Raw genomic sequence first — 24,748 nt, 5'->3', positions numbered from 1 at the left:
ATGATCGACTCCCACCTTTTAGCGGATCACTATCAGCGCGCTCTGCGCGCTGATGAGGTATTGGCACAGATTGACGCCCACTACCCCGCTTGCCCCACCTTGCACCAATTGGCACCCTTGGATCAGCTGCATATTGGTGGCGTGGCAGCCTCCGCGAGGTTGCTTCAAAGGCTCAACCCTGACACCCACGGCAAGGTGCTGGATATCGGCGCTGGACTAGGCGGGTTAATGCGCCAGGGCACGGCACTAGGCTTTCAAATGACCGGGCTGGACATCACTCATGGTTTCAGTGCGCTGAACAAAGCGCTTAGCTCTCGGGTTAACCAGCCTGACTCATTACCACTCACCTGGGTAACCGGTAACGCAAGCGCCCTGCCATTTGCCGATCACAGCTTTGATGCCGTGCTGTTTCAGCACAGCCTACTCAATATGCCCGATGCCACCCAGGTAATCGCAGAAAGCCGCCGAGTTCTGCGGCCTGGCGGGCAGCTAGTGATGCATGAAGTTGTCAGCGGCCCCAACGTGGCACAACTTCGCTACCCCGTGCCTTGGGCATCCTCTTCTGAGCACTCCCATCTAATGAAGATTACGGAGCTGACGCGATTGCTGGAAACGGGCGGTTTCCTACTTGTACACGCGGAAGACTGGAGCGAAATGGCCTTGGAGTGGCGCCAGCGCCAGCGGCAAAAAGAGCAGACGCCACGGCAAGCCGTACTGTCACCCCAATGGGTTTTTGGCGAGCGATTTCTCACCATGGGTAAAAATTTAGTCGACAACTTGGCCCAGGGCGCAATTAAAGTGGTGGAAATCCAAGCCAGTTGCTAATCTAAGTAGCAATTGTTTTTTCCTCCCTACCTATGGTTATACGACAACATATGGGTATGAAACGATAGGAGTACGAGAAATGCCAATCAAACGCTTGGCAAGCACCCTACTCTGCTGCTCTGTTCCTTGGTTTAGCAGCTACGCCGACGATACCCCGCCGGTAATGGCCTATACCGCACCCAATAGCGAACTCATGCAGCTTGATAACGGCGTTATCTTAGAAGGCAGCGACCTTCAAAGCCTTGATAATTATACCAGCGGTTTTCGAGTAACCGCAGGCTTCAGCCCTTGGCGACTCCCCCAGCTCGATATCGGCGCTGAAATTGCCTACCGGGAAAGTGAAGAAATTTCCACTTCCTCCAGTGTTAATCCGCTGATTATGGATACGCTGAGTTTGGGCGGTGCCGTTGTTGCCGGTGTTCGCATGGGCGCCTTTAGCGTCTATGCGAAGTCCGGCATCACGGAATGGCGTGGTGAAAGCGACCTGGAAGGCGCCGATGAGAGTGGCACTGCTTTTCTGCAAGGCTTCGGCGCCACGGTGACAATCAACCGACTCGTCAGCCGCCTAGAGTACGAACGCATCGACGCCCCAACGCTTAGCCACCTCAATATGCTAAGCGCCTCGTTGCACCTGCCTTTTTAACCCATAAAACCTGTTAGTCGCAAAGGGTAGCGCTTTTTCCAGGAAACCTATTCTTCTAGATTAGAATACTTATACTTCAGAAAAACACGGTATTGTCAGCGATTGAGCATTGACCTTTTATCTCATGCTGTTAATGTACTAGTACGCTAGTACATTAAATATTAAACGGTGCCGTCGTGCCCTCAAACGAACACTATCAGGCTGAGCTCATTCGTCATTTGCTCGCCATTGACTCACCTGAAGCAATGGACACAGCGCTGGCCAGCCTGCTGACGCCCGCAGAGTACCAAGAAATCAGTAAACGCCTACAGATTTTTAAGCTGCTGCGCGAAGGCGTGCCTCACCGCAAAATTGCCGAAACCCTGGGCGTGGGTATCGCCACGGTTTCACGGGGTTCCCGTGCGCTTACCACGCTGCCTTCTTCAAGCCCTTCTTCACGGACTGATTGATTATGACCACTGCTGATACGCACGCCTCTCGAGGTCCGCAGCCTTTTACACTGCCACGCAAACCTCACTATGTGACCTTGGCTGCAGACTGCGACTTCTTTGCCCTGTTTCAAAAAATCGAGCGTCGGTTTGATACCTGCTACATGCTCGAATCCCTGGGCGAAGATAGCCATATGGCGCGCCACTCGATCATCGGCTTCGACCCCGAGTACACGCTCTACGCCAACGGCAACACGCTGACCATTGAAGACCGCGACGGCAATGCCAACCACTACCCGAACGACAACCCTTATGACCTGCTGCGCAGCCTGATTCCGCAGAATATTATTTCGCGTAAATACGCTGGCGGGCTAAGCGGTTATCTCGGTTACGATGCCATGCAGTACTTCGAGCCATCGCTTACGCTAAAAGCCAGCGATGATTTCGACACCTTCCGCTTTGGGCTTTACAAAGATGGATTGATCCTCGACAAGATGACCGGGGAAGTCACCTACTTCTATTACGACAACAGCCGCTACGAATTTCTACAGACGCTGATCGATGCAGACGATGAGCCAGCAGGCCCGCTGCAGATCACCGCCTTAGGCGACACCATGAGCCAGGCAGAACACGCCGAGGCGGTGGCCAAGGTGAAGCAGGATATTATCGACGGCAAAGTGTTCCAGTGCGAAGTCGGCTTTAAAAAGCGCTTTAGTATTAAAGGCGATTCCCTGGCGCTCTATGACCAGCTACGCACCATTAACCCCTCACCACAGATGTACTACGTCAAATTTGGTGAGCAGAAGCTGATCGGCGCAAGCCCAGAGCTTTTGTTCCGGCTTCGCCAGGGCGAGATGGAAACTTTTCCGCTGGCAGGCACCACCACCCGGGGCCAAACACCCCAAGAAGATACCCAACTCGCCCGGGCACTGCTCAACGACCCTAAAGAGATCGCCGAGCACAATATGATTGTGGATCTACACCGCAACGATATTGGCCGCGTAGCGCAGTTTGGGACGGTCAAAGTACGTAGCCTGATGGATATCAAACGCTTTAGCCACGTTCAGCATATTTCCAGCGAGATTGTCGGCATTATCGCCGAAGGCGAAGATATGTTTAGCGCGCTTGCCAGCAACTTCCCGGCGGGCACTCTCACCGGCGCACCCAAGATCGAGGCGATGAAGATTATCGACGACCTGGAAACCGACGGGCGCGGCCCCTACGGCGGTGCGGTAGGTCAGTTTTCGTTTAATGGCGACTGCACCTTTGCAATCCCCATCCGTACCGTATTCGTCAACGGTGAGCGCGCCTACGTGCAAACCTGTGGCGGCAACGTCTTCGATAGTAACGCTGAAGATGAGTACGAAGAGATCCGCCGCAAATTTGCCGGCACCCGCAAAGCCCTTGCTCCTTTTATGAAAACGGACATGGAAACGGACATGGAGCGCCCAGCATGAAAGTACTGATTATCGATAATTACGACTCCTTCACCTATAACCTCTACCAGTTTATTGGTGAGATTCTAACCACGGAGAAGAATCGCGGCGGGCTGACCAACTTTGAGATATCCGTTAAGCGCAATAATCAGATCGATTTCCAGACCATCGAAGCCATGGCACCGGATCGCATTATCATCTCTCCCGGCCCGGGCTCGCCGGATGACCCGCGCTACTTTGGCGTGTGTGCCGAAGTAATCGAGAAACTAGGTAAGACCACACCTCTGCTGGGAGTGTGCCTGGGCATGCAGGGCATTGTGCACGTATTTGGCGGCAAGGTGGTCAAAGCGCCGCTGCCCATGCACGGCAAGATTAGCCCAATCAATCACAATAACGCATCGGTGTTTAACGGCGTCCCCGACCAGCTTGAGGTAATGCGCTATCACTCGCTGATTGCCGATGCGACCACCCTACCCGAGTGCCTCGAAGTCACCGCCACGGTGGGTGCACTTGAGGCTGATAGCTTTGAGCAGCGCAGCCGCTGGCAGGCATTGGGGGAATTCGAGCTAATGGGCGTTAAACATCGGGAGTACCCAATTCACGGCATCCAGTTCCATCCGGAATCGTTTGCCACCGAAGGCGGCAAAGAGCTGATTGCTAATTTTCTTTTCGCGCCCGACGATCAAGCCACAGCGTAGGCACCAAGCATAGGGTGGCTAAACGGGTGGCTAAATGAGACTCAATGAAACAGTTAGCCACCCTATGCAGACCAGATTCACGACAACCGTCAGCCAGAACGTAACTTGAAAGGCGTTTTTCTGGGTTTTATGCCGCAGCCGCTGCTGGGCCAGTAGCGCACCCGGCCAGCCGCCCAACACGCCAAGCAGATGTAACGACTTCTCACTCACCCGACGGCGGTTTTTAATCGCCGCTTTTTTGTCGATGGCGTAGGTAACGTAAGCGAGAATGCTAACCACAGCGTATAAAGCAACAATTAGGATCACAGTAGAGACTCTTGAGTGATTAGGCGCTATTTGCGCCGCTGTGAAGGCTTGCCACCCACCGCTGGCTTACCGCGGCCTTTACCAACGGGCTTACCTTTAACACCAGTCTTGCTTTTAACACCGGGCTTGCCGAGGGCTTTACCGCCCTTGGGGTGCGGCTTACCTGGCGCACTGCCTTTCGGGCCGGTGGCCACTTTTCCGTTAGCTTTTCCGCTGGCGGCTTTTTTACCTTTAGGAAGCGGTTTAGCCCCGGCGGCCTTAGCACCAGCCGCCTTCGCGCCTGATTTGGTCGGACGCCCTTTCGCGGAAGGCGGTTTTGCCTTTCCTGCGCCTGAGCTGTAGTTGGGCCTTTCCGGCTTAGCTTTACTTTTCTTCTCTGGTGCCGCCTCGGAGCGTTCAGTCAGCGCGACAATGGTATCGATCTCTTTAGGCGTGAGATCGCGCCAGTCGCCCAAGGCCAAGCCTTTGAGCGGCACATTCATGATGCGCGTGCGAATAAGCTGGGTCACTTCGTAGCCGAAGTATTCACACATACGGCGAATTTGCCGATTGAGCCCCTGCACCAAGGTGATAGTGAACACAAAGGTGGACTCTTTTTGTACCTTGCAGCGCTTGGTCACCTTGCCAAGAATCGGCACGCCGCTCTGCATGCCGTCGATAAACTCGTCGGTGATCGGCTTGTCCACCGTCACCTGGTACTCTTTTTCGTGGTTGTTATTGGCGCGCAAAATCTTGTTAACCAGATCGCCGTTATTGGTTAAAAAAATCAGCCCCTGAGAGTCTTTATCGAGCCGCCCAATGGGGAAAATACGCACGCCATGCTTCACGAACTCAACGATATTATCTTTTTCGCTGGACTCGGTGGTACTGACAATGCCCACCGGTTTATTCAGCGCGATAAGGACTAGGTCTTCCTCTTCTTGTGGCTCGATCTCCTGCCCGTTGACCTTAACCAAGTCCCCTGCTACCACCTGATCACCGGTGGTGGCACGGCGACCATTAATCCACACGTTGCCCTGCTCCACAAAGCGGTCGGCTTCACGGCGAGAGCACATCCCACTCTCGCTAATATATTTATTGATACGGGTAGATTTTCGAAACGACATAAAACGCCACGTGGCTAAAAAGGGGTGAATAAAGATTTAAAAAGAGGAACCGGGCTCCTTTAGAAAAGCCAGTTCCTCATCAGTAGAGGCCCGCCCCAACAAAGCATTGCGGTGCGGGTAACGCCCAAAGCGATCAATAATCGCCTTGTGGCGCACTTCAAAGTCGTAGTTATTCTCTAACCCTGGCTGTTTAAACAGCTCCATCGCCACTTCATGGATGGCCGCTGACTCGCTATGCATATAGGGCATGTACAAAAATACCCGCTGCTGACTAGTTAGCTCGGCGTCGGCATTAGCGGACACCCCCTCCTGGGCTAATACTAGCGCCAAGGCATCAGTGGCGAAGGCGCGGGCGTCATCGCGGTAGATGTTGCGCGAGAACTGGTCCAACACAATGATTTCCGCAAGCCGCCCCTGAGCGGTTTCACGCCATGCGTAACATTCACACCGCGCGGCTTGGGCATGCAGTGCGCCAAACCGCTGTGAGATTGTACGATCCATTTCAGGGTCTTTTTTAAACCACTGAGCAGGCGTCAAGGCTTCAAACCAAAAGTCGAGTACCGCTTGAGCATCTGAGGACATTGACGCCTCCTTGTCGTAGAAAAATTAACCCGTATTACGTAGTCCCGCCGCAATACCTGCCATGGTCACCATCAGTGCCCGGGAAAGATCGGCGCTAATCGCCCCGTCGGCGTCGCGGTTACGCTGCAGCAGCTCCGCCTGAAGGCCGTGAAGCGGGTCAATGTAGGGGTTGCGCACATCGATTGCCTGACGAATCAGCGGTGTGTTCTCCAGCAGCTTCTCTTGCTGAAGAATATCCAGCACGGCTTCTTCCAAGCGCCCAAAGCGTTCACGTAGCTGTTTACCCAGCGCTTTCAGCGAGGGCTCGTCGACCAAGCGGTGCTCGTAGTAGGCGGCAATCGCTACGTCGGCTTTGGCCAGCAGCATCTCAAGCATGTCCAGGTAAGTGCCAAAGAAAGGCCACTCGTTGCGCATCTCCTGCAGCACATCGCGACCGCCGGGCTGCTCTAAACGCCGCGAGAAGGCTTCGCCGCTGCCCAGCCACGCGGGTAGCATTAGGCGAATCTGCGTCCAGGCGAAAATCCATGGAATGGCACGTAGCGTTTCAACCCCGCCATCTTGACGCCGCTTGGTGGGGCGCGAACCCAACGGCAGCCTACCCAAGGCGCCTTCCGGGGTTACTGATCGGAAATAGGGCACGAAATCAGGGTCTTCGCGCACTACACCCACATAGGCAGCATGGGCTACCTTGGCGAGTTGATCCATCTCCTCACGCCAATGCGGTTCTGGCGCGCGTGGCGGCAGCAGCGTTGCTTCCAGCACCGCACAGGCATAGATCTCCATGGAGCGTAGAGCAATATCGGGCTGGCCAAACTTGAAGCGAATCATCTCGCCCTGCTCGGTCACTCGCAGGCTTCCATTTACCGAACCGGGGGGCTGGGAGAGAATAGCCGCGTGGGCCGGGCCGCCGCCACGACCCACGGTGCCACCGCGGCCGTGGAACAGGGTTAAATCAACACCGTGTCTGTTACACACATTCACTAGCGACTCCTGGGCACGGTACTGCGCCCAGGCAGCGGCCAACTGACCAGCATCTTTGGCCGAGTCGGAATAACCGATCATTATTTCCTGACGATCATCAATCAGCGAACGATAGCCCGGTATCGCAAGTAGTTGATCCACCACATCGCCTGCGTGATTAAGGTCGTTAAGGGTTTCAAACAGCGGCGCAATAGGTAGCGTTACCTGTCCGCCAACCTCTTTCATCAGCAGCGCGACGGTGAGCACATCAGAAGGCTCAGCGGCCATGGAAATGATGTAAGTTCCCAGCGCTTCGGAATGCTCCTGGGCGATGACTTTAAACGTATCCAGCACTTCACGGGACTCGGCGGAGCACTCCCAGCGTCGCGGAATCAACGGGCGCCGCGAGGCCAACTCGGCGAGCAGAAATTCCTGGCGTTTGGCTTCGTCCCACTCCTGGTAGTGGCCCAGACTAAGGGCGCTGGTCAGCTCTTCAATGACCTGGGCATGACGACTGGCTTCCTGACGCAGATCCAGCTTGGTCAGCGTAACGCCAAACACCGCGACTCGACGCAGAGTATCCAGCAACGCGCCATTGGCGATGGTGTCGAGGCCCACATCACACAGTGAGCGGTAACAAGCGAGCAGCGGCGAGTAGAGCTGATCGCGGGTTTCAATAATTGGTCCGCCGTCATAGTTATTCCCCTCCAGTTCGGCCTTGGCCCAATCTCGAGTTGATTCCATCTTCGCCAGCAGGCGTTTCAGCACTTCGCGGTACGGCTCGGCTACATCGCCTGCTTCGGCTCTGAGCGCGCTATTGGCTTTCCACATGGAGAGCTCGGTTTTGAGCTGTTCAAGGTCACGCAGATAAAGATCGGCGGCCATCCAGCGGCCCAGTAATAATACTTCTCGGGTCACCCGGGCGGTCACGTTGGGGTTACCATCGCGATCGCCGCCCATCCAGGAAGCGTAGCGGATCGGCGCGGCGTCCAGGGGCAGGCGTTCACCGGCGGTATCCAGCAGCAGGTTATCCAAATCACGGTGGAAGTCAGGTACTGCCTGCCACAGCGAGTTTTCGATCACCGCAAAGCCCCACTTGGCTTCATCCACCGGGGTGGGCCGCTCGTGGCGAATCTCGTCGGTGTGCCACGCCTGACTAATCAACTCTTCCAGGCGCCCCTGGGCACGGGTGCCACGCTCCGGGTAATCTTCGGAGCTCTCAATGGCGGTTAAGCACTCATCGATGGCATCATATTTTTGGATCAAGGTACGGCGGATAACTTCTGTAGGGTGCGCAGTGAGCACTAGCTCAACGCGCATATTGGCGAGGGTTTCGACCAGTTTGCGCGGTGAGTTGCCCGCCTGCTCGGCGCGCTGAAGCAGCTCCCCCAGCACTGGCTGGGAGCCGGGCTTGTAGTCCTCTACCCGGCGAAAGCGCGCCCGGTAGTGCTGTTCGGCAATGTTCGCTAGGTTTAAAAACTGGTTAAACGCCCGGGTGACCGGCAGCAGATCCCGCTCGGGCAGCTCACGCAGGTACTCGATCAATTCGCGCTGCTGCAGCGAGTCGCCCTGGCGCCCGCGCTTGGCATGGGCGCGAATAGTTTCAATTTTATCGACAAATGCTTGGCCCAAATCGTCGGCAATGGTTCGCCCCAGGCTATCGCCCAGAATACGCACGTTATCGCGCAGAGATTCGTGTAGGTCGTGACTCATTGGCATGGCCTCCTTGCAGGGGTCGCGTCATTATTAGATCAGGAATGGGTAGATTGTTTTTCTTCTGCTTTGGCTGCCTGCCAGTGGGCTTCCATCTCGTCTAGCGAAGCCTCTGTTAATGGACGCTGGGCAGCGCTAAGTTCGCACTCGACAAAACGAAAGCGGCGCTCGAACTTGGCATTGGTAGCGCGCAGGCACTGTTCAGGGTCGGCATTCAGTGTGCGGGCAAGGTTTGTGACTGCAAATAGCAGATCGCCGACTTCTTCTTGCGCATGCGATTGATCACCGGCGGCGAGCGCTTCTTCCACTTCGGCCAACTCTTCACGAATTTTATCAATCACGCCGCGGGAGTCGGGCCAATCAAAGCCGACCCGCGCGGCGCGTTTAGACAGCTTGGCAGCGCGGCTAAGCGCGGGCAGCGTGCGCGGAACATCGTCGAGCACAGAGGGCCGTTCTACGGCTCTCTCGGCACGTTCTTCGGCTTTCAATGACTCCCAACGGCTATTGACCTGCTGGGTTTGCACCTCTTCGGCGCTCACCCCTGGCGGACGACGCGAGGCCAGGGTGCCATCCGGAAACACATGGGGATGGCGACGCAACATCTTGGCGGTTAGCGTATCGACGATATCGGCAAAATCGAAGCGCTGCTCCTCCGTACCGAACTGGGCGTAGTAGACCACTTGAAAAAGCAGATCGCCTAGCTCACCGGGTAGCTCTTCGAAAGCACGTCGCTCAATGGCATCGGCGACTTCATAGGCTTCTTCCAGGGTGTGCGGCACGATGCTGTCCCAATCCTGCTGGAGATCCCAGGGGCAGCCCTGCTCCCGGTCGCGCAGCACCTGCATCAGGGTCAGCAGGTCGTCAATACCATGGCGCATTAGGCTCCTCCCTTGCGAGTTTGTTGATCCGGGTCAGCATTGCGCAAGCGACGCACTTCGGTGACATTGGGCAACTGCTGGATACGCGAGAACAAACGCCCCAGAGATTCAAGGCCGTCGACTTCCAGGGTAATACGCAGCCGGGCGATGCCTTCATCGGTATCGGTGAGCGTGTTCACGGCAAGCACGTTGACTTTTTCATTACCCAGCAGGCCTGTGACGTCGCGCAGCAGCCCCGAGCGATCCCAGGCTTGAATCTCAATAGTGACTGGATAGCGAGTTTCGGCACGCTCGCCCCACTCCACTTCGATAATGCGCTGTGGTTCGTCCAGCCGCAATTGCAGAATATTACTGCAGTCCTGGCGGTGAACGGTGACGCCGCGCCCTTGGGTAATAAAGCCGATAATCGGCTCGCCGGGCACCGGGCGGCAGCAGTTGGCCATACTGGTTTTCAGGTTGCCGACGCCGAGCACCGTGATATCGCTTTTGGTGGCTTTGCTTGATTGGCGCTTAGGTTTGGCGAGCAGGCGATCGAGCTGCTCTTGGTCGTCAGTTTCACCAAACAGCTGCTGGGCCTGGTGCAGCACCTGGCCGATACGCAGGTCACCGGCGCCGATGGCGGCGTACATGTCCTCGGCGTTTTGGTAGTTGACGGCCTTGGCCAGCTTGGGCAGGTCGAGCCCCTCGACATCCAGGCGGCGCATTTCACGGTCAAACAGCACGCGCCCCTCGTCCAGGTTTTGATCCCGCGCCTGATGTTTGAACCACGCCTGAATTTTGGCCCGCGCCCTCGAAGTGCGCACATACCCCAGGCTGGGGTTTAACCAGTCGCGGCTTGGCCCACCCTTGGTGGCGGTAAGTATTTCTATCTGCTGGCCGGTCTTTAACTTGTAGGTGAGTGGCACAATGCGCCCATTAATCTTGGCGCCTCGGCAGCGGTGGCCAATTTCGGTATGCACCCGGTAGGCGAAATCGATTGGGGTCGCGATCCGCGGCAGATCGATCACATGGCCGTCGGGAGTAAATACGTAGATACGATCAGGCGCTACATCGCTGGAGAGCCCTTCGCGCAGATCGCCAAAGCCACCCACCTCGTCCTGCCACTCCAGTACCTGACGCAGCCAGGCAATTTTCTCTTCGTAGCTACGGCTTTTGGCGTTGGTATCGTGGCCTTTGTAGCGCCAGTGGGCGCAAACGCCCAGCTCCGCTTCGTCGTGCATGGCGAAGGTGCGAATCTGGATTTCGAGAACCTTGTTTTCCGGCCCCATCACGGCAGTATGCAGCGACTGATAGCCGTTCTTTTTGGGGTTGGCGATATAGTCGTCAAACTCATTCGGCACGTGGTGCCAGCGTGAGTGAATAATCCCCAGCACTGTGTAGCAGTCCGCCACTTCCGGCACCAGAATACGCACCGCGCGCACGTCATGAACTTGCGAAAAATCGATCCGTTTGCGCTTCATTTTGCGCCAGATCGAGTAGATATGCTTGGCCCGCCCATCCACGTCGTAGCGGTGGATATGCTGCGCTTCCATCAAACCTTTGATGGTTTCGACCACATCGTGAATATAGCGATCGCGGTCCAGGCGCTTCTCCGCCAACAGCTTGGCAATCGCCTTGTACTCATCTTCATGCAGGTAGCGAAACGATAGATCTTCCAGCTCCCACTTAAGCTGACCGATGCCCAGGCGGTGGGCCAGCGGCGCGTAAATATCGGCGACTTCTCGAGCCACCTGTAAACTTTTATCCCGGGGAGCGTCTTTTACCTGGCGTAGTGCGCAGGTGCGCTCGGCAATTTTTATCAGCGCCACGCGCACATCGCCGACCATATTGACCAGCATCTTGCGCAGGTTTTCCTGCTGATTGTGTTGCCCCATGCCATGGTCTGGCGCCAGCGGGTAGCTGATAGCGGCCATTTGCAGCACGCCATCAATCAGGCTGGCCACTTCTTCGCCAAAGCGCTTCGCCACGGACTCAAGGCTCAGTAACCCTTCGCGGACGCCACGGTAGAGCACAGCAGCCTCAAGGGTGGCTTGGTCTAGCTTTAATTCACCCAGAATATCGGCCATTTCCAGGCCCATACGAAAGCTAGAACCTGGCGATAGCCATACGCGATGAGTGCGTGGGGCCTCAAGCTCCAACTTCTCGGCGAGTTCACAGGCGTCGACTAAACGCTCCGGCTCAGGTAGGCGCACATCCTCCTGCAGGCGCGCTAACCATTGCTGTATGTCCACCTTTCCGCTCGCGGTTAGCGGCTGGTCTTCACGCACTTTTACCATGACAATTACTCATCCTTTCAGGGAGACGGTCTCTACACGGCCGTCACCGTGGCTTGATGCGATGGGAAATATCTAGTCCCCGTACTCGAACAGCATCAGCGTTTCCATATGCGCAGTGTGAAGGAACATATCCGCCACTACTACTTGCTTGACCCGGTACCCCGCATGCACAAGGTGTGCCGCATCCCGGGCAAGCGTCGCCGGATCACAGGAAATATAGACCACCCTGGGCACCGGATGATGCGCCAGAGTCTGACAAATAATTTCAGCGCCACTACGCGGCGGATCGAGCACCAGCGCATCACTATCACCATGAACCGTTAACAGCTCATTAACGCCGGCAGCGTTGCTTAAATCAGCCTGCTGGCCGCTGACCATCAGTTGGTTACGCTTAGCATTAATCGCAATGCGCGCCACCATGGCAGGGTTACCTTCTACTGCATAAACCTCAGCACCCGCTGCCGCTATGGGTAGGCTGAAATTACCGATACCGGCAAACAGATCGAGTAGTTTTTGCCCTGACTTAGGCGCTAGCCACCGCATGACCTGGTCGACCATTTGCTGGTTAACTTGGGCGTTGACCTGTAAAAAATCTCCCGGTGCAAAACTTAAGCTAAGCGGTGGTTGGCCGGTAACGGTTAGCGACTCTTCAAGCGTCGGCGCTGCGCCATGCCAGTGCAGCGTGGGAGTTTCACGCCCCAACCAAGTGCCCAGCGCCACTTCCTGCTGCTGCGCAAAGGTTTGCCAGCGTTCGGCGTCCCCGGTGTGCTCTTTTAACTGACGAACCAACACGACCTGGGTGGTCGCCGTTGCCAATAATTCGATGTGCCCTACCTGGCGCGGCGCCTCTAACGTACCCAGCAGCGCACGCAGAGGTGTTAATAGGCACTGCAAGGGATCGATCAACACCGGGCAGCGTTCGATATCCACCAGACGGTGGCTATGGGCTGCACGAAAGCCCAGGCGCGTAGTGCCCTGGCTGTCGACTTTGACCCCCAGTCGCGCACGGCGCCGATAGCCCTGGTCGCTGCCTTGAATCGAGCCGATCTCGCTTAGCGTTATACCCTGGCGAGAAAACAGATCGCGTACCACTTCACGTTTATGGTCGCGCTGGGCATCGACACTGAGATGCTGGAGATCACAACCGCCGCAGTGGCCGAAATGCGGGCAAGGCGGTGTTACGCGCTGCTCCGATGTCGTCAGCAGTGATTTGATATGCGCTTCGTCAAAGCGTTTGCGGGTGGTATGAATCGCCACATCCACTTGTTCACCGGGCAGCGCCTGATCCACAAAGACCGTTTTACCATTGGCGGAGTGGGCCACGCCGCGGCCGTCGTGGGCCAAGCGCTCAATAACCAGCGGTGAAGTATCTTCAGCAGAGGCGTGCTGCGCCTTACCGCCCGGCGAGCGTGCTAGCCCAGAATGACCTGACGCAGGCCTGGGCGGTCGCCGTTTTCCCAACATGGCCATGGTTATACTCCTGGGGCAAATAGGCCAGTGGAGAGATAGCGGTCACCACGGTCACAGACGATAAACACAATCACCGCATTTTCGGTTTGCTCAGCGATGCGTAGCGCGCCTGCTAAACTGCCACCCGATGAGACCCCGGCCAGAATACCCTCTTCACGGGCCAGACGGCGCATATGCTCTTCGGCCTCTTGCTGGCCGATATCCAGGGTGACATCTACCCGGGGTGCTTCAAAAATGGCGGGTAGGTACGCTTGTGGCCAACGCCGTATCCCGGGGATACTGGCGCCGTCAGCAGGTTGTAAACCGACAATTTGAATGGCTGGGTTTTGCTCTTTTAAATAGCGCGACACCCCCATAATGGTACCCGTCGTACCCATGGAGCTGACGAAGTGAGTCACCTCACCCCCGGTTTGTTGCCATACCTCTGGTCCGGTAGTGCGATAGTGCGCTAACGGGTTGTCAGGGTTGGCGAACTGGTTAAGCGGCTTGCCTTCGCCTCTAGCGATCATGCCATCCGCTATATCCCGAGCCTCCTCCATGCCCCCGGCTTTGCTGGCAGAAATTAATTTAGCTCCGAATGCAGCCATCGCCTGCTTACGCTCTTCCGAGGCGTTTTCGGGCATTACCAGCACCATCTGATAACCTTTAATCGCCGCCGCCATGGCTAGCGCAATACCGGTATTGCCTGAAGTTGCCTCAATCAGCGTATCGCCGGGGGTAATATCGCCCCGGGCTTCTGCTTCATTGATCATGGAGAGCGCGGGGCGGTCTTTGACCGAGCCAGCAGGATTATTGCCTTCGAGCTTAGCCAATAGGGTATTGTTACGCCCAGCGCTAATACGCTTCAGGCGTACCAGGGGCGTATTGCCAACCACATCTTCTAACGTGGGATAGCCCTTAAGATCGTTCATGAATGTTCCTTATCGTCACCGTTATGCTGCATTATATCGATGCTGCCTTGGGCTGGACAGGCAACCTCATTGAATCAACGAGCTCTTTTCATGTCTTTGAACACCCGTCTTCTCTTTGCCTTACTCGGTTTTCCGCTACTGGTATACGCCATGATGGCCGTACTGCTGGTCATACAGAGTGATACGCAAGCTCGAGCAGCACAGCAAGCACGCTTAGAAAGTGCCGTTGAGTTATTGGCACCAAGCCTTGCTGCCGCGGTTGCAACGTCTGATACTCAGCGCCTGGAGGCCTTGGCTCGCCAACTCCGCAATATGAAAGGACTGCGATCGGTAGCGCTATTTAATCAACATGGCAATCGCCTCTTGCTACTGGGACAATCCAACCCACCGCTGCTCAATCCCCCCGCTGATCACCAACTGATCATGGAGGGAGATTCCTGGCGACTGCGTTTGCCGCTAGGTGTTACTCAGATCAGTACAGGCCAGATCAGTACAAACCAGATCAGTACAAACCAAGTGAGTCCTGATCCGGTTCGAACAAGCGATACCAGCATTGGCTGGCTAGACATCGAAATGGACACCTGGGTGCTTACCCTAGGACGCTATAAGTTGATTGCCAGCCTCAGCTTAGGCGGCATGTTACTTGGCCTACTGCTTTTTTTAGTCGCTTTCGCCATCAGTCGCTATACCACCCGCCCTATAGAAGAAGCCAACCAAGCCCTTTATCGCCTATCCCGCGGTGACTATCGACTATGTTTGGCGCCCTCTAATGCGATAGAACTTCAGCACCTTAGTAGCCATATTAACGCCCTGGCCGAGCACTTTCAGCAGGCCCAGCGGGATATGCAAACACAAATCGAACAGGCTACCAGCGAGCTGCAAGAGTCAATGGAAACCATTGAAGAGCAGAATATCAAGCTCGATTTGGCTCACCGCAGCGCGCTGCGAGCAAACGCTGTGAAGTCTGAATTTTTAGCCAATATGAGCCATGAGATCCGCACGCCACTGAACGGGATTATCGGCTTTTGCCGATTACTGGGGCGTTCGTCGCTGGATACACGACAGCAGGAGTGGCTGCAACACGTACACCGTGCTTGCGACAATCTGCTTATGCTGGTTAACGACGTACTCGACTTTTCCAAGCTTGAAGCTAATCGCCTCACCCTGGAAGAAGCAGATATCGACATTGTCGCACTGATTGACGAAGTGGTTGGGCTGCATGCTCCAGAAGCCCAACGCAAGCAGCTACACTTGGTGGCCATGGTGTATGACGATGTACCCACACCGCTGACCGGCGACCCGCTGCGTATCCATCAAGTATTGAATAACTTAATTGGCAATGCGCTCAAATTCACCCATGAAGGCGAAGTGATCGTGCGCGTCATGCTGGACAACCTGGAAGGCCAGCATGTAGTACTCAACCTCAGCGTCAGTGACACGGGAATTGGCCTAAGCAACGCTCACAAGGAAGCACTGTTTAGCGCTTTTTCCCAAGCAGAACCCAGCCATTCGCGGCAATTTGGTGGCAGTGGCCTTGGTCTTACTATCTGCCGACAATTGATTGAGCGCATGGGAGGAGAGATTGAGGTGGAAAGCGAGCTGGGTAAAGGCACCACCTTCTCTTTTACGCTGCCTATGCTTGCTCACAAGGCGATCGAACGACCACCGGAAATCAGCCTGGCCCATCCGACTGTTCGCTTATATGAAATTCACGCTCCTACCCGCCATGTACTCGAGCATTTACTGCAGCGTTGGGAAGCACAACCGATCGCGTTTGATGCCTCTGAGCCAGCGAAACTGATGATATTAGGGTTGGAACACAGCGACTTTAGCCCCGAATGGCACTCCCACTGGCAAACGGTGATTGATCAAACGCCATATCCCACATTGATCTTAGCCAATGGCAACAGCTTTGACTTGCCGCCGCTACACTTAACCCATGGCGGTGAGACCCTCTACAAACCCTTTTCCCGCGCTCAGCTGGTGGCGTCGCTTAAGCAACTGCTATTACCTGAACTTATGCCGGATAAAAGTGACCAGTATCTACTAGCGCTGCCAGCGGCATCCCAGCCACTCAAACTACTCATTGTCGACGATAATGCGCCGAACCGAGAGCTGCTTAAAAGCATGCTAGAAGACCCAACACTACATGTCATCACGGCAGATAGCGGCCACCAGGCGCTAGAATTCGCGCGCACCGGTAATGCTGACATGGTGTTAATGGACATTCGTATGCCGGGGATGGATGGCGTACAGACCACCCAGGCGCTGCGCCGAATCAGTAGCACCTGGGCGCGCTGTCCCATTATTGCCGTTACCGCCCACGTGCTCAGCAGTGAGCGCCAGCAGTGGCTCGCGGAAGGCCTTGATGATGTGCTGATAAAACCGATAGATGAGGCACAGTTAGAACAGTTGTTAAACCGCTTTGTGGGGGTTACCTCTCGGCTAACCGCTGGTAGTGCAGTGCCGCCCTATTCACAGCGCGACAGCCACATCGGCAAGAAGCCACGCTTAAGCCACACAACACCTTCCACGCTACCCGTCGTTGATCTTGAGATTGGCGCGCGCCTAGCGGGGGGTAAAGAGTACTTGGCACGGGAGCAGCTAAAACGCCTAATCGACAGTTTGGATGAGAGTGAACAGCATATGCGCGCCGCGTTTAATCAACGAAACTTACCCACACTGCTCGATTGGGTACATGAACTCAATGGCGCCAGCCGCTACTGCGGTGCGCCTGAGTTGGCCTTAATGGTAGAGACCCTGGAAACCCGCCTACGCACCAGCGGCTTAGACCATGTTGAGGGCCTATTGGAAGACCTTTACCGGGCAATGACACGACTACGTGCGCACCGCCCACTACTGCTTAGGCATTAAGAATATAGAGCATCAAGCAATTTGACGTTAGCCTTGGGCTTCACACTCTAATATAACAAAAGCCACCGCGTACTCGGCTTCATCGCTCAAAGTAACGTGGCTGGTGGTGACCCCTGCCACTTGCAATAGCCTTTTGGCTTCGCCGTTAAGGAGGAAATAGGGCTTTCCCAAGCCATCGTTCAGCACCTGAATATCACACCACTGCAATCCCTGCCGTAGGCCTAACCCCAGCGCTTTAACAAATGCCTCTTTGGCAGCAAAGCGTTTGGCTAGAAATGCGACGGGCTGGGACTTCTGCTGCCAAAGCGCATGCTCTTCGGGGCCTAGAATGCGTAGCGCAAAGCGCGGGCCGTGCCGCTGCATGGCCCGGGCAAAACGCTCAACACGGGCAATATCCGAGCCAATTCCCACAATCATCGCCTAAAAAACCTCTGAATAGCATACCTTTGATTAGTGGCCGCAGCAGCCATTATGAACATGCTCAGAGTGGTCTCCATGATCATGGTCATGCTCATGATCATGGGCATCTAGGGCCGCCATTAAACCTGCCTCTTGGCCAGCGATGATCAGCCGCTTCATCTCCTGCACAGCCTCTTTCAGGCCAACAAACAACGCACGGGCAATAATGGCATGGCCAATATTGAGCTCGTTAACGCCCGGCAGTGCCGCAATAGCTTCAACGTTATGGTAGTGCAAGCCGTGACCGGCATTGACCACCAAGCCTAGTGAGTTAGCGTGAGTCGCTGCAGTGGTTAAGCGATGATACTCCGCATTCGCGGCATTGCTGCCTGGCCTCGCGTCTGCATAAGCGCCCGTGTGCAGCTCAATAGTCGGTGCCCCGGCGCGCTGAGCGGCATCAATCTGCTCCACGTCAGGGTCGATAAACAGGGACACATCGCAACCCACCGCACTTAGACGCTGGCAAGCGCTGGCAATGGCGTCAAAACCGCCGACAACATCCAGGCCGCCTTCGGTGGTTAGCTCTTCGCGTTTTTCCGGCACTAAACAGACATGCACGGGACGCATTTCTTCAGCCAAAGCCAGCATCTCTTCGGTCACGGCCATTTCCAGGTTCATGCGCGTGTTAAGCACTTCGGCCAAAATGCGCACATCGCGGGGCTGGATATGCCGCCGGTCTTCACGCAAATGCACCGTAATGCCATCTGCGCCCGCCTCTTCCGCGACTAGTGCTGCTTGCACAGGGTCAGGGTAACGAGTACCTCGGGCCTGGCGAAGTGTCGCGATATGATCGATATTGACGCCTAACAGTATCCGAGGGGGGTGCATAGAGCCTCCAGCGCAGCGATAAGATAAGAGTTTGTGAACACAAAAAATTAAAAAAATCAGGGACGATGGCGGCGGCGCGCTAAATCGAGCATCAGTTCCCGCGAACGTAAAACGGTTGTGCCCAGATGGGGCGCTAGCGCCGCGCGCATTACCGCTTTGAGCGCATTGGCAAGGCCTTCATGCTGCCAGTCACCCTGCTCAATGTAGCGTAGGGTTCTGCCGTCGAGCCCACGCTCAGCAGGCATAAATGCCCGATTGGGGGCGTCAAAACGGTAGCGGAGCTGAGGATCCAAAACGCTGCCCTCTGGCGTCGTAAACTGCGGTGTGGCCTCAAGCGCCTCTAGCAGCGCCCACTCATAGCGGCGCAGCGCCAGCGCTCGTTCCGCAGGCGCTGGCAGTGCTTCGAGTAACGCGGTATAAAACGCAAAAACGTCAGGCGCTGGGAGTTCTAACGGCAGCAGCCGGGTGGCGATCTCATTGGCGTAAAGCCCGCATAGCAGCCCTTCACCGGCCAGCAGCGCCGTCTGGCCGCGGGACTCCATCAGGGTAAGGCGCTTTAAGTCGCGGCTGCCCTGCCAAGTCACGAACAGCGGCGTAAACGGCTGCAGGCGTTGCCGCGATTTTGAGCCGGGCCTTTGCCCGCCATGAGCCACAGCCCGCACTCGACCGTGATCAAGCGTTAATAAATCCACCAGCGCACTGGTTTCACGATAAGGCCGACGGTGGAGCAAAAAAGCCGGCTCTGGCGACATCGCTACCTTCAATCGAGGTCGTAACCCAAGCTTTTCAAGGCGCGCTCATCATCCGACCAGCCGCGTTTTACTTTCACCCATAAATTGAGCATCACTTTTGTACCCAGGGCGCGCTCCATATCCAGGCGTGCTTCGCGGCCAATGCTCTTGAGGCGATCGCCGTTTTCACCAATCAAAATGACTTTCTGGCCCTGTCGTTCAACAAGAATGAGCGCGCTGATATGCGTTATACGTTCGGTCTCGCGGAACTCTTCAATTTCAACGGTCATCTGGTAGGGCAACTCATCGCCCAACTGACGCATGACCTTTTCACGCACCAGCTCGGCGGCCATAAAGCGCAGGCTTTTATCGGTAATCTGGTCTTCGGGGAAGAAGTGAACGCTTTCAGGCAGGTGTTTGGCTACCTCCTCTTCCAGGGTATCTACCTGGGTGCCGTGTTTGGCTGAAATCGGCACGATGGCGGCGAACTCCCGGCGAGCGCCGACATCCGCCAGCCACGGCAGCAAATCGCCTTTTTCGCCTAAGCGGTCGACTTTATTGACCGCCAGAATTATCGGCGCTTTAACGTGCTCCAGGCGCTTCAACACGGCCTGATCCTCTTCCGTCCAGCGGGTGCGATCAATAATAAACACCACACAATCGACATCGCGCAGCGCCTGGGTGGCTGCCTGATTCATAAAGCGGTTGATGGCCTTATTGCGATCCTTGGACATGATATGCATGCCTGGGGTATCGACATAGATAAACTGCGTCTCATCAACCGTTTTAATACCCATGACCTTATGGCGCGTGGTTTGTGGGCGTCGTGAGGTAATCGATATTTTCTGCCCCAGAATACGGTTCATGAGGGTCGATTTGCCCACGTTGGGTCGGCCGACAATGGCAACGAATCCGCAGGTTTGGCTCATGATTTATCTCCAGGGCTTTTTTCGAGGTACGACAACGCTTCTTCTGCCGCTTGCTGTTCAGCATGGCGGCGGCTAGGGCCTTTACCAGTAGTATGCTCTGCTAAAAGATCAATGTAGCACTCCACGGTAAAGGTCTGGGCATGCGCCTCTCCCTTCACGCAGACAACTTCATACCGCGGCAACGCGGCTTGGCGCGACTGCAAAAACTCCTGTAGCCGCGTTTTGGGGTCTTTCTGAGTATCTTGTAACGAGATATTGTCCAGCCTTTCTGCATACCAATCCAACACACGGTCGCGCACCACATCCATCCCGGCATCTAAATAGATAGCACCAATAATGGCTTCTACCGCATCCGCCAGAATAGATTCACGCCGATGCCCACCGCTTTTCATCTCGCCAGAGCCTAACCGCAAGCATTCGCCATACTCCATTTCCCGGGCCAACTCCGCCAGCGTTTGCCCCTTCACCAACCGCGCACGCAGGCGTGAAAGCTGCCCTTCTCGGGCCTGGGGAAAGCGCTGAAACAGCGCCTCGGCGATGACAAAGTTGACGATGGAGTCACCCAGAAACTCCAGGCGCTCATTGTTGCGACCACCGAAGCTACGGTGGGTCAAGGCCAGTTCCAATAGCGTATCGTCGCCAAAGGTATGGCCGATTCGTCGGCAAAAAGCGTTCAAGGAATTACTCACAGCTCTCCTACGTCATTGACGTTAACTAAAGTGACATAACTGACTAAATTCAGCGTAAACAGGGTCTTCATTCAATGCGCCGCACGCTGGTAAAGCTTGGCAACCCGCCATCCCAATGCATCCATACCGCAAATGCTTGACCAACAATATTCTCTTCCGGCACAAAACCCCAATAGCGGCTGTCGTTGGAGTGGTCACGGTTATCACCCATCATGAAATAGTGCCCTTCAGGGACTTCCACTTCACGCATTTGCGGACCAGGGTCTCGCGGGTTGTTATAAATATAGTGTTCGGCGTCGCCTAGGCGTTCTTCTAACAGAAGCTGCTGGGGCGAACCTTCGGGCCCCTCTTCAATCAACCCTTTAGCGACCGGCTCACCATTAACGTAGAGTTGCTTACCTTCATAACGAATACGATCCCCTGGCATGCCAATCACCCGCTTGATGAAATTCACCGAGGGTTCGTCAGGAAAGCGAAATACCATTACATCGCCACGTTCAGGATCATCCACTTCGATAAAGCGGGTATTCACCACCGGCAAGCGTAGGCCATAGGCAAACTTGTTGACCAGAATGAAGTCCCCCACTTCAAGCGTAGGACGCATTGAACCCGAAGGAATCTGAAAGGGCTCAATGATAAAACTACGCACCACCAGCACCACAAGTAGCACTGGGAAAAACGAACGCGCGTAGTCGACCGGCCAAGGCTCTTTAAGCAGTTTTTCGCCGGTTACTGGATCCAACCCCCTCTGGGCATTGGCCTCCGCTGCGGCGAAGCGTTGGAGGCGCTTTGGCTTTAATAGCCACACATCCAACAAGTAAATAACGCCCGAGAGCGCAACGGCAAGTACCAGCAGTAATGAAAAATCCATGAGTGGCGTTCTTTCCTAGTCGTTAACCTTGAGCACAGCAAGGAAGGCATCCTGGGGAATTTCCACACGCCCCACTTGTTTCATGCGCTTCTTACCCGCTTTCTGTTTCTCAAGCAGTTTTTTCTTACGGCTGACATCGCCGCCGTAGCATTTAGCTGTCACGTTTTTGCGCAGCGCCTTCACGGTGGAACGTGCCACTACTTGGCCACCGATGGCAGCCTGAATCGCAACATCGAACATTTGCCTCGGGATCAGCTCTTTCATTTTCTCCACTAACAAACGACCACGATGATGGGCATGATCGCGATGGATAATCACCGCTAGCGCGTCGACTTTGTCACCATTAATAAGTACGTCAAGACGCACCAATTTGGCCTCTTCAAAGCGTTCGAAGTTGTATTCAAGCGACGCATACCCCTTCGAGATAGATTTCAGGCGATCAAAGAAGTCCATGACCACTTCCGACATAGGCAATTCGTAGGCCAGTTGAATCTGGTTGCCCAAAAACTGCATATCTAGCTGTGTACCACGCCGCTGCTCGCACTCAGTGATCACATTGCCCACGTACTCCTGAGGAACCAAAATACTGGCGCGCACCACGGGCTCACGCATTTCATCCACGTCGGCCATATCGGGCAGCTTGGAGGGGTTGGAGACGTAGGTAATGTCGCCATTCTTCATTGCTAGTTCGTAGACAACCGTCGGCGCGGTGGTGAGCAGGTCAATATCATACTCACGCTCAAGGCGCTCCTGGACAATCTCCATGTGCAACGTACCGAGAAAGCCCACCCGGAAGCCAAAGCCAAGGGCATCGGAGTTTTCCGGCTCATAGGCAAGCGAGGCGTCGTTAAGGGCCAGCTTTTCAAGTGCGTCGCGGAAGTCTTCGTAATCATCCGCGCTGACCGGGAACATGCCGGCGTAAACCTGCGGTTTTACTTTTTGAAAACCGGGCAGACGCTCTACGTCAGGCGTTTTGGTATGTGTGATGGTATCACCCACCGGTGCCCCGTGAATCTCTTTGATACCGGCGACAATAAAGCCTACTTCACCGGCACGCAAAATACCTGTCTGCTTACGCTGCGGGGTGAAGATACCCACTTCCGTGGCGCCCCAATCGCGACCCGTTGATTTAATGCGAATCTTATCGCCTTTACGCAGCGTCCCATCAAACAGGCGAACCAGCGAGACAACGCCAAGGTAGTTATCAAACCAGGAGTCGATAATTAGCGCTTGCAGCGGCGCTTCAGGGTCACCCTTGGGCGGCGGAATATCACGCACTAAGCGCTCTAGCAGCGCATCAATACCAATGCCGCTTTTGGCCGAAACCTGGCAGGCATCGGTAGCATCAAGCCCTATGATCTCCTCGATTTCCTGTGAAACCTTGTCACAGTCAGCCTGAGGCAAATCGATTTTGTTAAGCACCGGCAGCACTTCTAGGCCTTGCTCTATAGCGGTATAGCAGTTGGCCACCGACTGAGCTTCAACACCTTGTGCCGCATCGACAACCAGCAACGCCCCTTCACAGGCGTAGAGCGAACGCGACACTTCATAAGAGAAGTCGACATGTCCAGGCGTATCGATAAAGTTCAGCTGGTAAACCTGACCGTCGGCAGCAGTGTAATCCAGCGTGACCGACTGCGCCTTGATGGTGATGCCGCGCTCGCGCTCAATGTCCATAGAATCGAGCACTTGCTCTTTAAGCTCACGCTCGGTTAATCCTTCGCATGTCTGGATCAGACGATCTGAGAGCGTTGATTTGCCGTGGTCGATGTGGGCGATTATCGAGAAATTGCGTATGTGCTTAAGCTTTCCGTTGGGAACGTCTTGTGACATCGAGTCTGTTCTGCCTTAGTGGTACGCAAGCGGCCGCACGAGCAGGCCGCTTCGAGAGTTCAAAGCTCGAAAACAGCTGCCGTTTAAAAATAAGGGCCATTTTCGACAAAAAGATATCCGCTATTGTAGCGATATGCGCAGGCTAGGAACAGCGATCCGGCGAGAACCGCCGGATCAGGAGTGAAAACAGGCGGGTTATTCCAGACGTAGCGCCACAAATAGTGAACGCCCATCGCGGAACAGACGCACTGGTATAGCGCGGTCGATCGGCAATGCTTCGACGATCTCTACCAGCTCATCGGAAGAGGAAACACTGCGGTGGTCGATGCTCACCAACACATCCCCAGAGCGAATGCCCGCTTCGGCGGCCACACTACCAGACTCCACCTGGCGAACGATCACACCACCAGGAATATTCAGCTGTTCACGCATGGCGTCGTCAATTTCAGCGACCATCACGCCAAGGCGGGCTTGGTTATTACTGCTGGCTTGCCCTGGCTGTTGCTCAGCATCTGGCCAACTACCTAACTCGACTGACTCGGTCAGCTCTTCACCGTCTCGCATTAAGGTAATTTCCACCTCGGTGCCTGGCGAACCTTTGCCGATCAGACGCGGCAAAGAGCTTGAGCGATCAACCTCTTCACCATTGACCTCAAGAATGACATCGCCAGCCTGAAGCCCTCCCTGGGCTGCAGGGCCTTCGGGGTCGAGGTCAGCAATCAAAGCGCCAACCGCATTTTCCATTCCGAAGGATTCGGCCAGATCTTCAGACACGGGCTGAATCATGACGCCTAACCAGCCCCGATCTACCCGACCACCTTCACGTAGCTGTTCAGCCACGTCCATGGCAACGTTGATGGGGATGGCAAACGAAACGCCCATAAAGCCGCCGCTGCGGGTAAAAATTTGCGAGTTGATACCCACCACTTCCCCGTCTAAGTTGAATAGCGGACCACCAGAGTTACCGGGGTTGATCGCCACATCGGTTTGAATAAACGGCACATACGCATCCCGCGGCAAAGTGCGATTAATCGCACTGACGATACCCGCGGTGACCGAGTGATCAAAACCGAAGGGTGAGCCAATGGCGGCAACCCATTCGCCTACTTTTAGCTCATCAGAATCACCCAAGGTAAGCGTGGGCAAGTCACTGGCATCAATTTTGAGTAGCGCTACATCAGTTTGTGGATCACTGCCAATCACTTCCGCACTCAATTCCCGCCGATCATTGAGCCGCACAAGAATCTCATCGGCGTCCTGCACAACATGCGCGTTGGTCATTACGTAGCCATCGTCACTGAT

Annotated in this window: 22 protein-coding genes; 6 read left to right on the top strand and 16 right to left on the bottom strand. The window is 55.3% G+C overall.

The genetic code is table 11. From position 1 onward, the window contains the following. The 5 genes from KUC_RS18650 (at position 1) to KUC_RS18630 (ending at position 4,030) form a co-directional block, all read left to right on the top strand. Positions 1-825, top strand: a complete 825-nt coding sequence (locus tag KUC_RS18650) for a class I SAM-dependent methyltransferase (RefSeq protein WP_007114820.1) — start codon at positions 1-3, stop codon at positions 823-825. Positions 826-904: 79 nt separating this feature from the next. Next, positions 905-1,468, top strand: a complete 564-nt coding sequence (locus KUC_RS18645) for a hypothetical protein (protein WP_007114819.1) — start codon at positions 905-907, stop codon at positions 1,466-1,468. Positions 1,469-1,644: 176 nt separating this feature from the next. Beyond that, positions 1,645-1,917: a Trp family transcriptional regulator gene (locus KUC_RS18640; protein WP_007114818.1), complete on the top strand. Its 273-nt coding sequence runs from the start codon at positions 1,645-1,647 to the stop codon at positions 1,915-1,917. Between the two features lie 2 nt (positions 1,918-1,919). Then, positions 1,920-3,353, top strand: a complete 1,434-nt coding sequence (locus KUC_RS18635) for an anthranilate synthase component I family protein (protein WP_040481654.1) — start codon at positions 1,920-1,922, stop codon at positions 3,351-3,353. Further along, positions 3,350-4,030: an anthranilate synthase component II gene (locus tag KUC_RS18630; RefSeq protein ID WP_007114816.1), complete on the top strand. Its 681-nt coding sequence runs from the start codon at positions 3,350-3,352 to the stop codon at positions 4,028-4,030. Before KUC_RS18635 ends, KUC_RS18630 begins: the two co-directional genes overlap by 4 nt. Positions 4,031-4,060: 30 nt before the next feature. On the opposite strand, the gene KUC_RS18625 is transcribed toward KUC_RS18630, so the two are convergent. The 8 genes from KUC_RS18625 to cysM all read right to left on the bottom strand — a co-directional run bounded on the left by KUC_RS18625 (position 4,061) and on the right by cysM (position 14,232). Then, a complete protein-coding gene (locus KUC_RS18625) occupies positions 4,061-4,336 on the bottom strand; it encodes a DUF1294 domain-containing protein (RefSeq protein ID WP_007114815.1) in 276 nt (91 codons plus the stop codon). Positions 4,337-4,362: 26 nt separating this feature from the next. After that, positions 4,363-5,442, bottom strand: coding sequence for a 23S rRNA pseudouridine(2604) synthase RluF (gene rluF / locus KUC_RS18620; RefSeq protein WP_040481651.1), 1,080 nt, complete (start codon positions 5,440-5,442; stop codon positions 4,363-4,365). 36 nt (positions 5,443-5,478) lie between these two features. Further along, positions 5,479-6,024, bottom strand: coding sequence for a DUF924 family protein (locus tag KUC_RS18615; RefSeq protein WP_007114813.1), 546 nt, complete (start codon positions 6,022-6,024; stop codon positions 5,479-5,481). A gap of 24 nt (positions 6,025-6,048) precedes the next feature. Beyond that, on the bottom strand, positions 6,049-8,697 hold the full coding sequence (ppc, locus tag KUC_RS18610) for a phosphoenolpyruvate carboxylase (RefSeq protein WP_040481648.1): 2,649 nt from the start codon (positions 8,695-8,697) through the stop codon (positions 6,049-6,051). 38 nt (positions 8,698-8,735) lie between these two features. Continuing rightward, positions 8,736-9,575 (bottom strand): nucleoside triphosphate pyrophosphohydrolase, encoded by an 840-nt coding sequence (gene mazG / locus KUC_RS18605; RefSeq protein WP_007114811.1) that lies wholly within the window; start codon positions 9,573-9,575, stop codon positions 8,736-8,738. Next, the gene (gene relA, locus KUC_RS18600) at positions 9,575-11,851 is read right to left on the bottom strand and encodes a GTP diphosphokinase (RefSeq protein WP_007114810.1); all 2,277 of its coding nucleotides are present in this window, start codon (positions 11,849-11,851) and stop codon (positions 9,575-9,577) included. The genes mazG and relA overlap by 1 nt, the downstream gene beginning before the upstream one ends. Positions 11,852-11,923: 72 nt before the next feature. Next, entirely contained in the window at positions 11,924-13,321 is a 1,398-nt protein-coding gene (locus KUC_RS18595; protein ID WP_007114809.1) for a 23S rRNA (uracil(1939)-C(5))-methyltransferase, read from the bottom strand. Positions 13,322-13,323: 2 nt separating this feature from the next. Beyond that, the gene (gene cysM, locus KUC_RS18590) at positions 13,324-14,232 is read right to left on the bottom strand and encodes a cysteine synthase CysM (protein WP_007114808.1); all 909 of its coding nucleotides are present in this window, start codon (positions 14,230-14,232) and stop codon (positions 13,324-13,326) included. Between the two features lie 90 nt (positions 14,233-14,322). Between cysM and KUC_RS18585 the strand changes: the two genes are divergently transcribed. Further along, positions 14,323-17,106 carry an ATP-binding protein gene (locus tag KUC_RS18585; protein ID WP_007114807.1) on the top strand — a complete coding sequence of 928 codons (2,784 nt, stop codon included), beginning with the start codon at positions 14,323-14,325 and terminating at the stop codon, positions 17,104-17,106. 27 nt (positions 17,107-17,133) lie between these two features. Here the strand turns inward: KUC_RS18585 and acpS are convergent, their stop codons facing one another. From acpS to KUC_RS18545, 8 genes are all read right to left on the bottom strand, one after another. Further along, positions 17,134-17,523, bottom strand: coding sequence for a holo-ACP synthase (gene acpS / locus KUC_RS18580; protein ID WP_007114806.1), 390 nt, complete (start codon positions 17,521-17,523; stop codon positions 17,134-17,136). Positions 17,524-17,556: 33 nt separating this feature from the next. After that, positions 17,557-18,393, bottom strand: coding sequence for a pyridoxine 5'-phosphate synthase (gene pdxJ / locus KUC_RS18575; protein ID WP_040481644.1), 837 nt, complete (start codon positions 18,391-18,393; stop codon positions 17,557-17,559). Positions 18,394-18,449: 56 nt separating this feature from the next. Then, positions 18,450-19,145, bottom strand: a complete 696-nt coding sequence (gene recO / locus KUC_RS18570; RefSeq protein ID WP_040481642.1) for a DNA repair protein RecO — start codon at positions 19,143-19,145, stop codon at positions 18,450-18,452. 8 nt (positions 19,146-19,153) lie between these two features. After that, positions 19,154-20,053 (bottom strand): GTPase Era, encoded by a 900-nt coding sequence (gene era, locus KUC_RS18565; RefSeq protein WP_007114803.1) that lies wholly within the window; start codon positions 20,051-20,053, stop codon positions 19,154-19,156. Further along, positions 20,050-20,742, bottom strand: coding sequence for a ribonuclease III (gene rnc, locus KUC_RS18560; RefSeq protein ID WP_040481639.1), 693 nt, complete (start codon positions 20,740-20,742; stop codon positions 20,050-20,052). Before rnc ends, era begins: the two co-directional genes overlap by 4 nt. Positions 20,743-20,809: 67 nt before the next feature. Then, the gene (gene lepB, locus KUC_RS18555) at positions 20,810-21,613 is read right to left on the bottom strand and encodes a signal peptidase I (RefSeq protein ID WP_007114801.1); all 804 of its coding nucleotides are present in this window, start codon (positions 21,611-21,613) and stop codon (positions 20,810-20,812) included. Positions 21,614-21,628: 15 nt separating this feature from the next. Then, positions 21,629-23,446, bottom strand: coding sequence for a translation elongation factor 4 (gene lepA / locus KUC_RS18550; RefSeq protein WP_007114800.1), 1,818 nt, complete (start codon positions 23,444-23,446; stop codon positions 21,629-21,631). Between the two features lie 195 nt (positions 23,447-23,641). Then, the coding region (locus KUC_RS18545; protein WP_244264847.1) for a Do family serine endopeptidase at positions 23,642-24,748 on the bottom strand (1,107 nt) is incomplete at its 5' end.

Source organism: Vreelandella boliviensis LC1, assembly GCF_000236035.1.
Classification (GTDB): domain Bacteria; phylum Pseudomonadota; class Gammaproteobacteria; order Pseudomonadales; family Halomonadaceae; genus Vreelandella; species Vreelandella boliviensis.
The sequence above is the reverse complement of the archived record's forward strand: the minus strand, read 5'-3'. Positions and strand labels throughout refer to the sequence as shown.

Excerpts from the sequence above, each read along its gene's own strand:
- mazG (WP_007114811.1), bottom strand. The coding sequence starts at position 9,575 with ATGCGCCATGGTATTGACGACCTGCTGACCCTGATGCAGGTGCTGCGC.
- lepB (WP_007114801.1), bottom strand. The coding sequence starts at position 21,613 with ATGGATTTTTCATTACTGCTGGTACTTGCCGTTGCGCTCTCGGGCGTT.
- era (WP_007114803.1), bottom strand. The coding sequence starts at position 20,053 with ATGAGCCAAACCTGCGGATTCGTTGCCATTGTCGGCCGACCCAACGTG.
- KUC_RS18635 (WP_040481654.1), top strand. The coding sequence starts at position 1,920 with ATGACCACTGCTGATACGCACGCCTCTCGAGGTCCGCAGCCTTTTACA.
- KUC_RS18595 (WP_007114809.1), bottom strand. The coding sequence starts at position 13,321 with ATGGCCATGTTGGGAAAACGGCGACCGCCCAGGCCTGCGTCAGGTCAT.
- KUC_RS18650 (WP_007114820.1), top strand. The coding sequence starts at position 1 with ATGATCGACTCCCACCTTTTAGCGGATCACTATCAGCGCGCTCTGCGC.
- pdxJ (WP_040481644.1), bottom strand. The coding sequence starts at position 18,393 with ATGCACCCCCCTCGGATACTGTTAGGCGTCAATATCGATCATATCGCG.
- relA (WP_007114810.1), bottom strand. The coding sequence starts at position 11,851 with ATGGTAAAAGTGCGTGAAGACCAGCCGCTAACCGCGAGCGGAAAGGTG.
- lepA (WP_007114800.1), bottom strand. The coding sequence starts at position 23,446 with ATGTCACAAGACGTTCCCAACGGAAAGCTTAAGCACATACGCAATTTC.
- ppc (WP_040481648.1), bottom strand. The coding sequence starts at position 8,697 with ATGAGTCACGACCTACACGAATCTCTGCGCGATAACGTGCGTATTCTG.
- recO (WP_040481642.1), bottom strand. The coding sequence starts at position 19,145 with ATGTCGCCAGAGCCGGCTTTTTTGCTCCACCGTCGGCCTTATCGTGAA.
- rluF (WP_040481651.1), bottom strand. The coding sequence starts at position 5,442 with ATGTCGTTTCGAAAATCTACCCGTATCAATAAATATATTAGCGAGAGT.
- KUC_RS18585 (WP_007114807.1), top strand. The coding sequence starts at position 14,323 with ATGTCTTTGAACACCCGTCTTCTCTTTGCCTTACTCGGTTTTCCGCTA.
- KUC_RS18615 (WP_007114813.1), bottom strand. The coding sequence starts at position 6,024 with ATGTCCTCAGATGCTCAAGCGGTACTCGACTTTTGGTTTGAAGCCTTG.
- acpS (WP_007114806.1), bottom strand. The coding sequence starts at position 17,523 with ATGATTGTGGGAATTGGCTCGGATATTGCCCGTGTTGAGCGTTTTGCC.
- cysM (WP_007114808.1), bottom strand. The coding sequence starts at position 14,232 with ATGAACGATCTTAAGGGCTATCCCACGTTAGAAGATGTGGTTGGCAAT.
- KUC_RS18645 (WP_007114819.1), top strand. The coding sequence starts at position 905 with ATGCCAATCAAACGCTTGGCAAGCACCCTACTCTGCTGCTCTGTTCCT.
- KUC_RS18630 (WP_007114816.1), top strand. The coding sequence starts at position 3,350 with ATGAAAGTACTGATTATCGATAATTACGACTCCTTCACCTATAACCTC.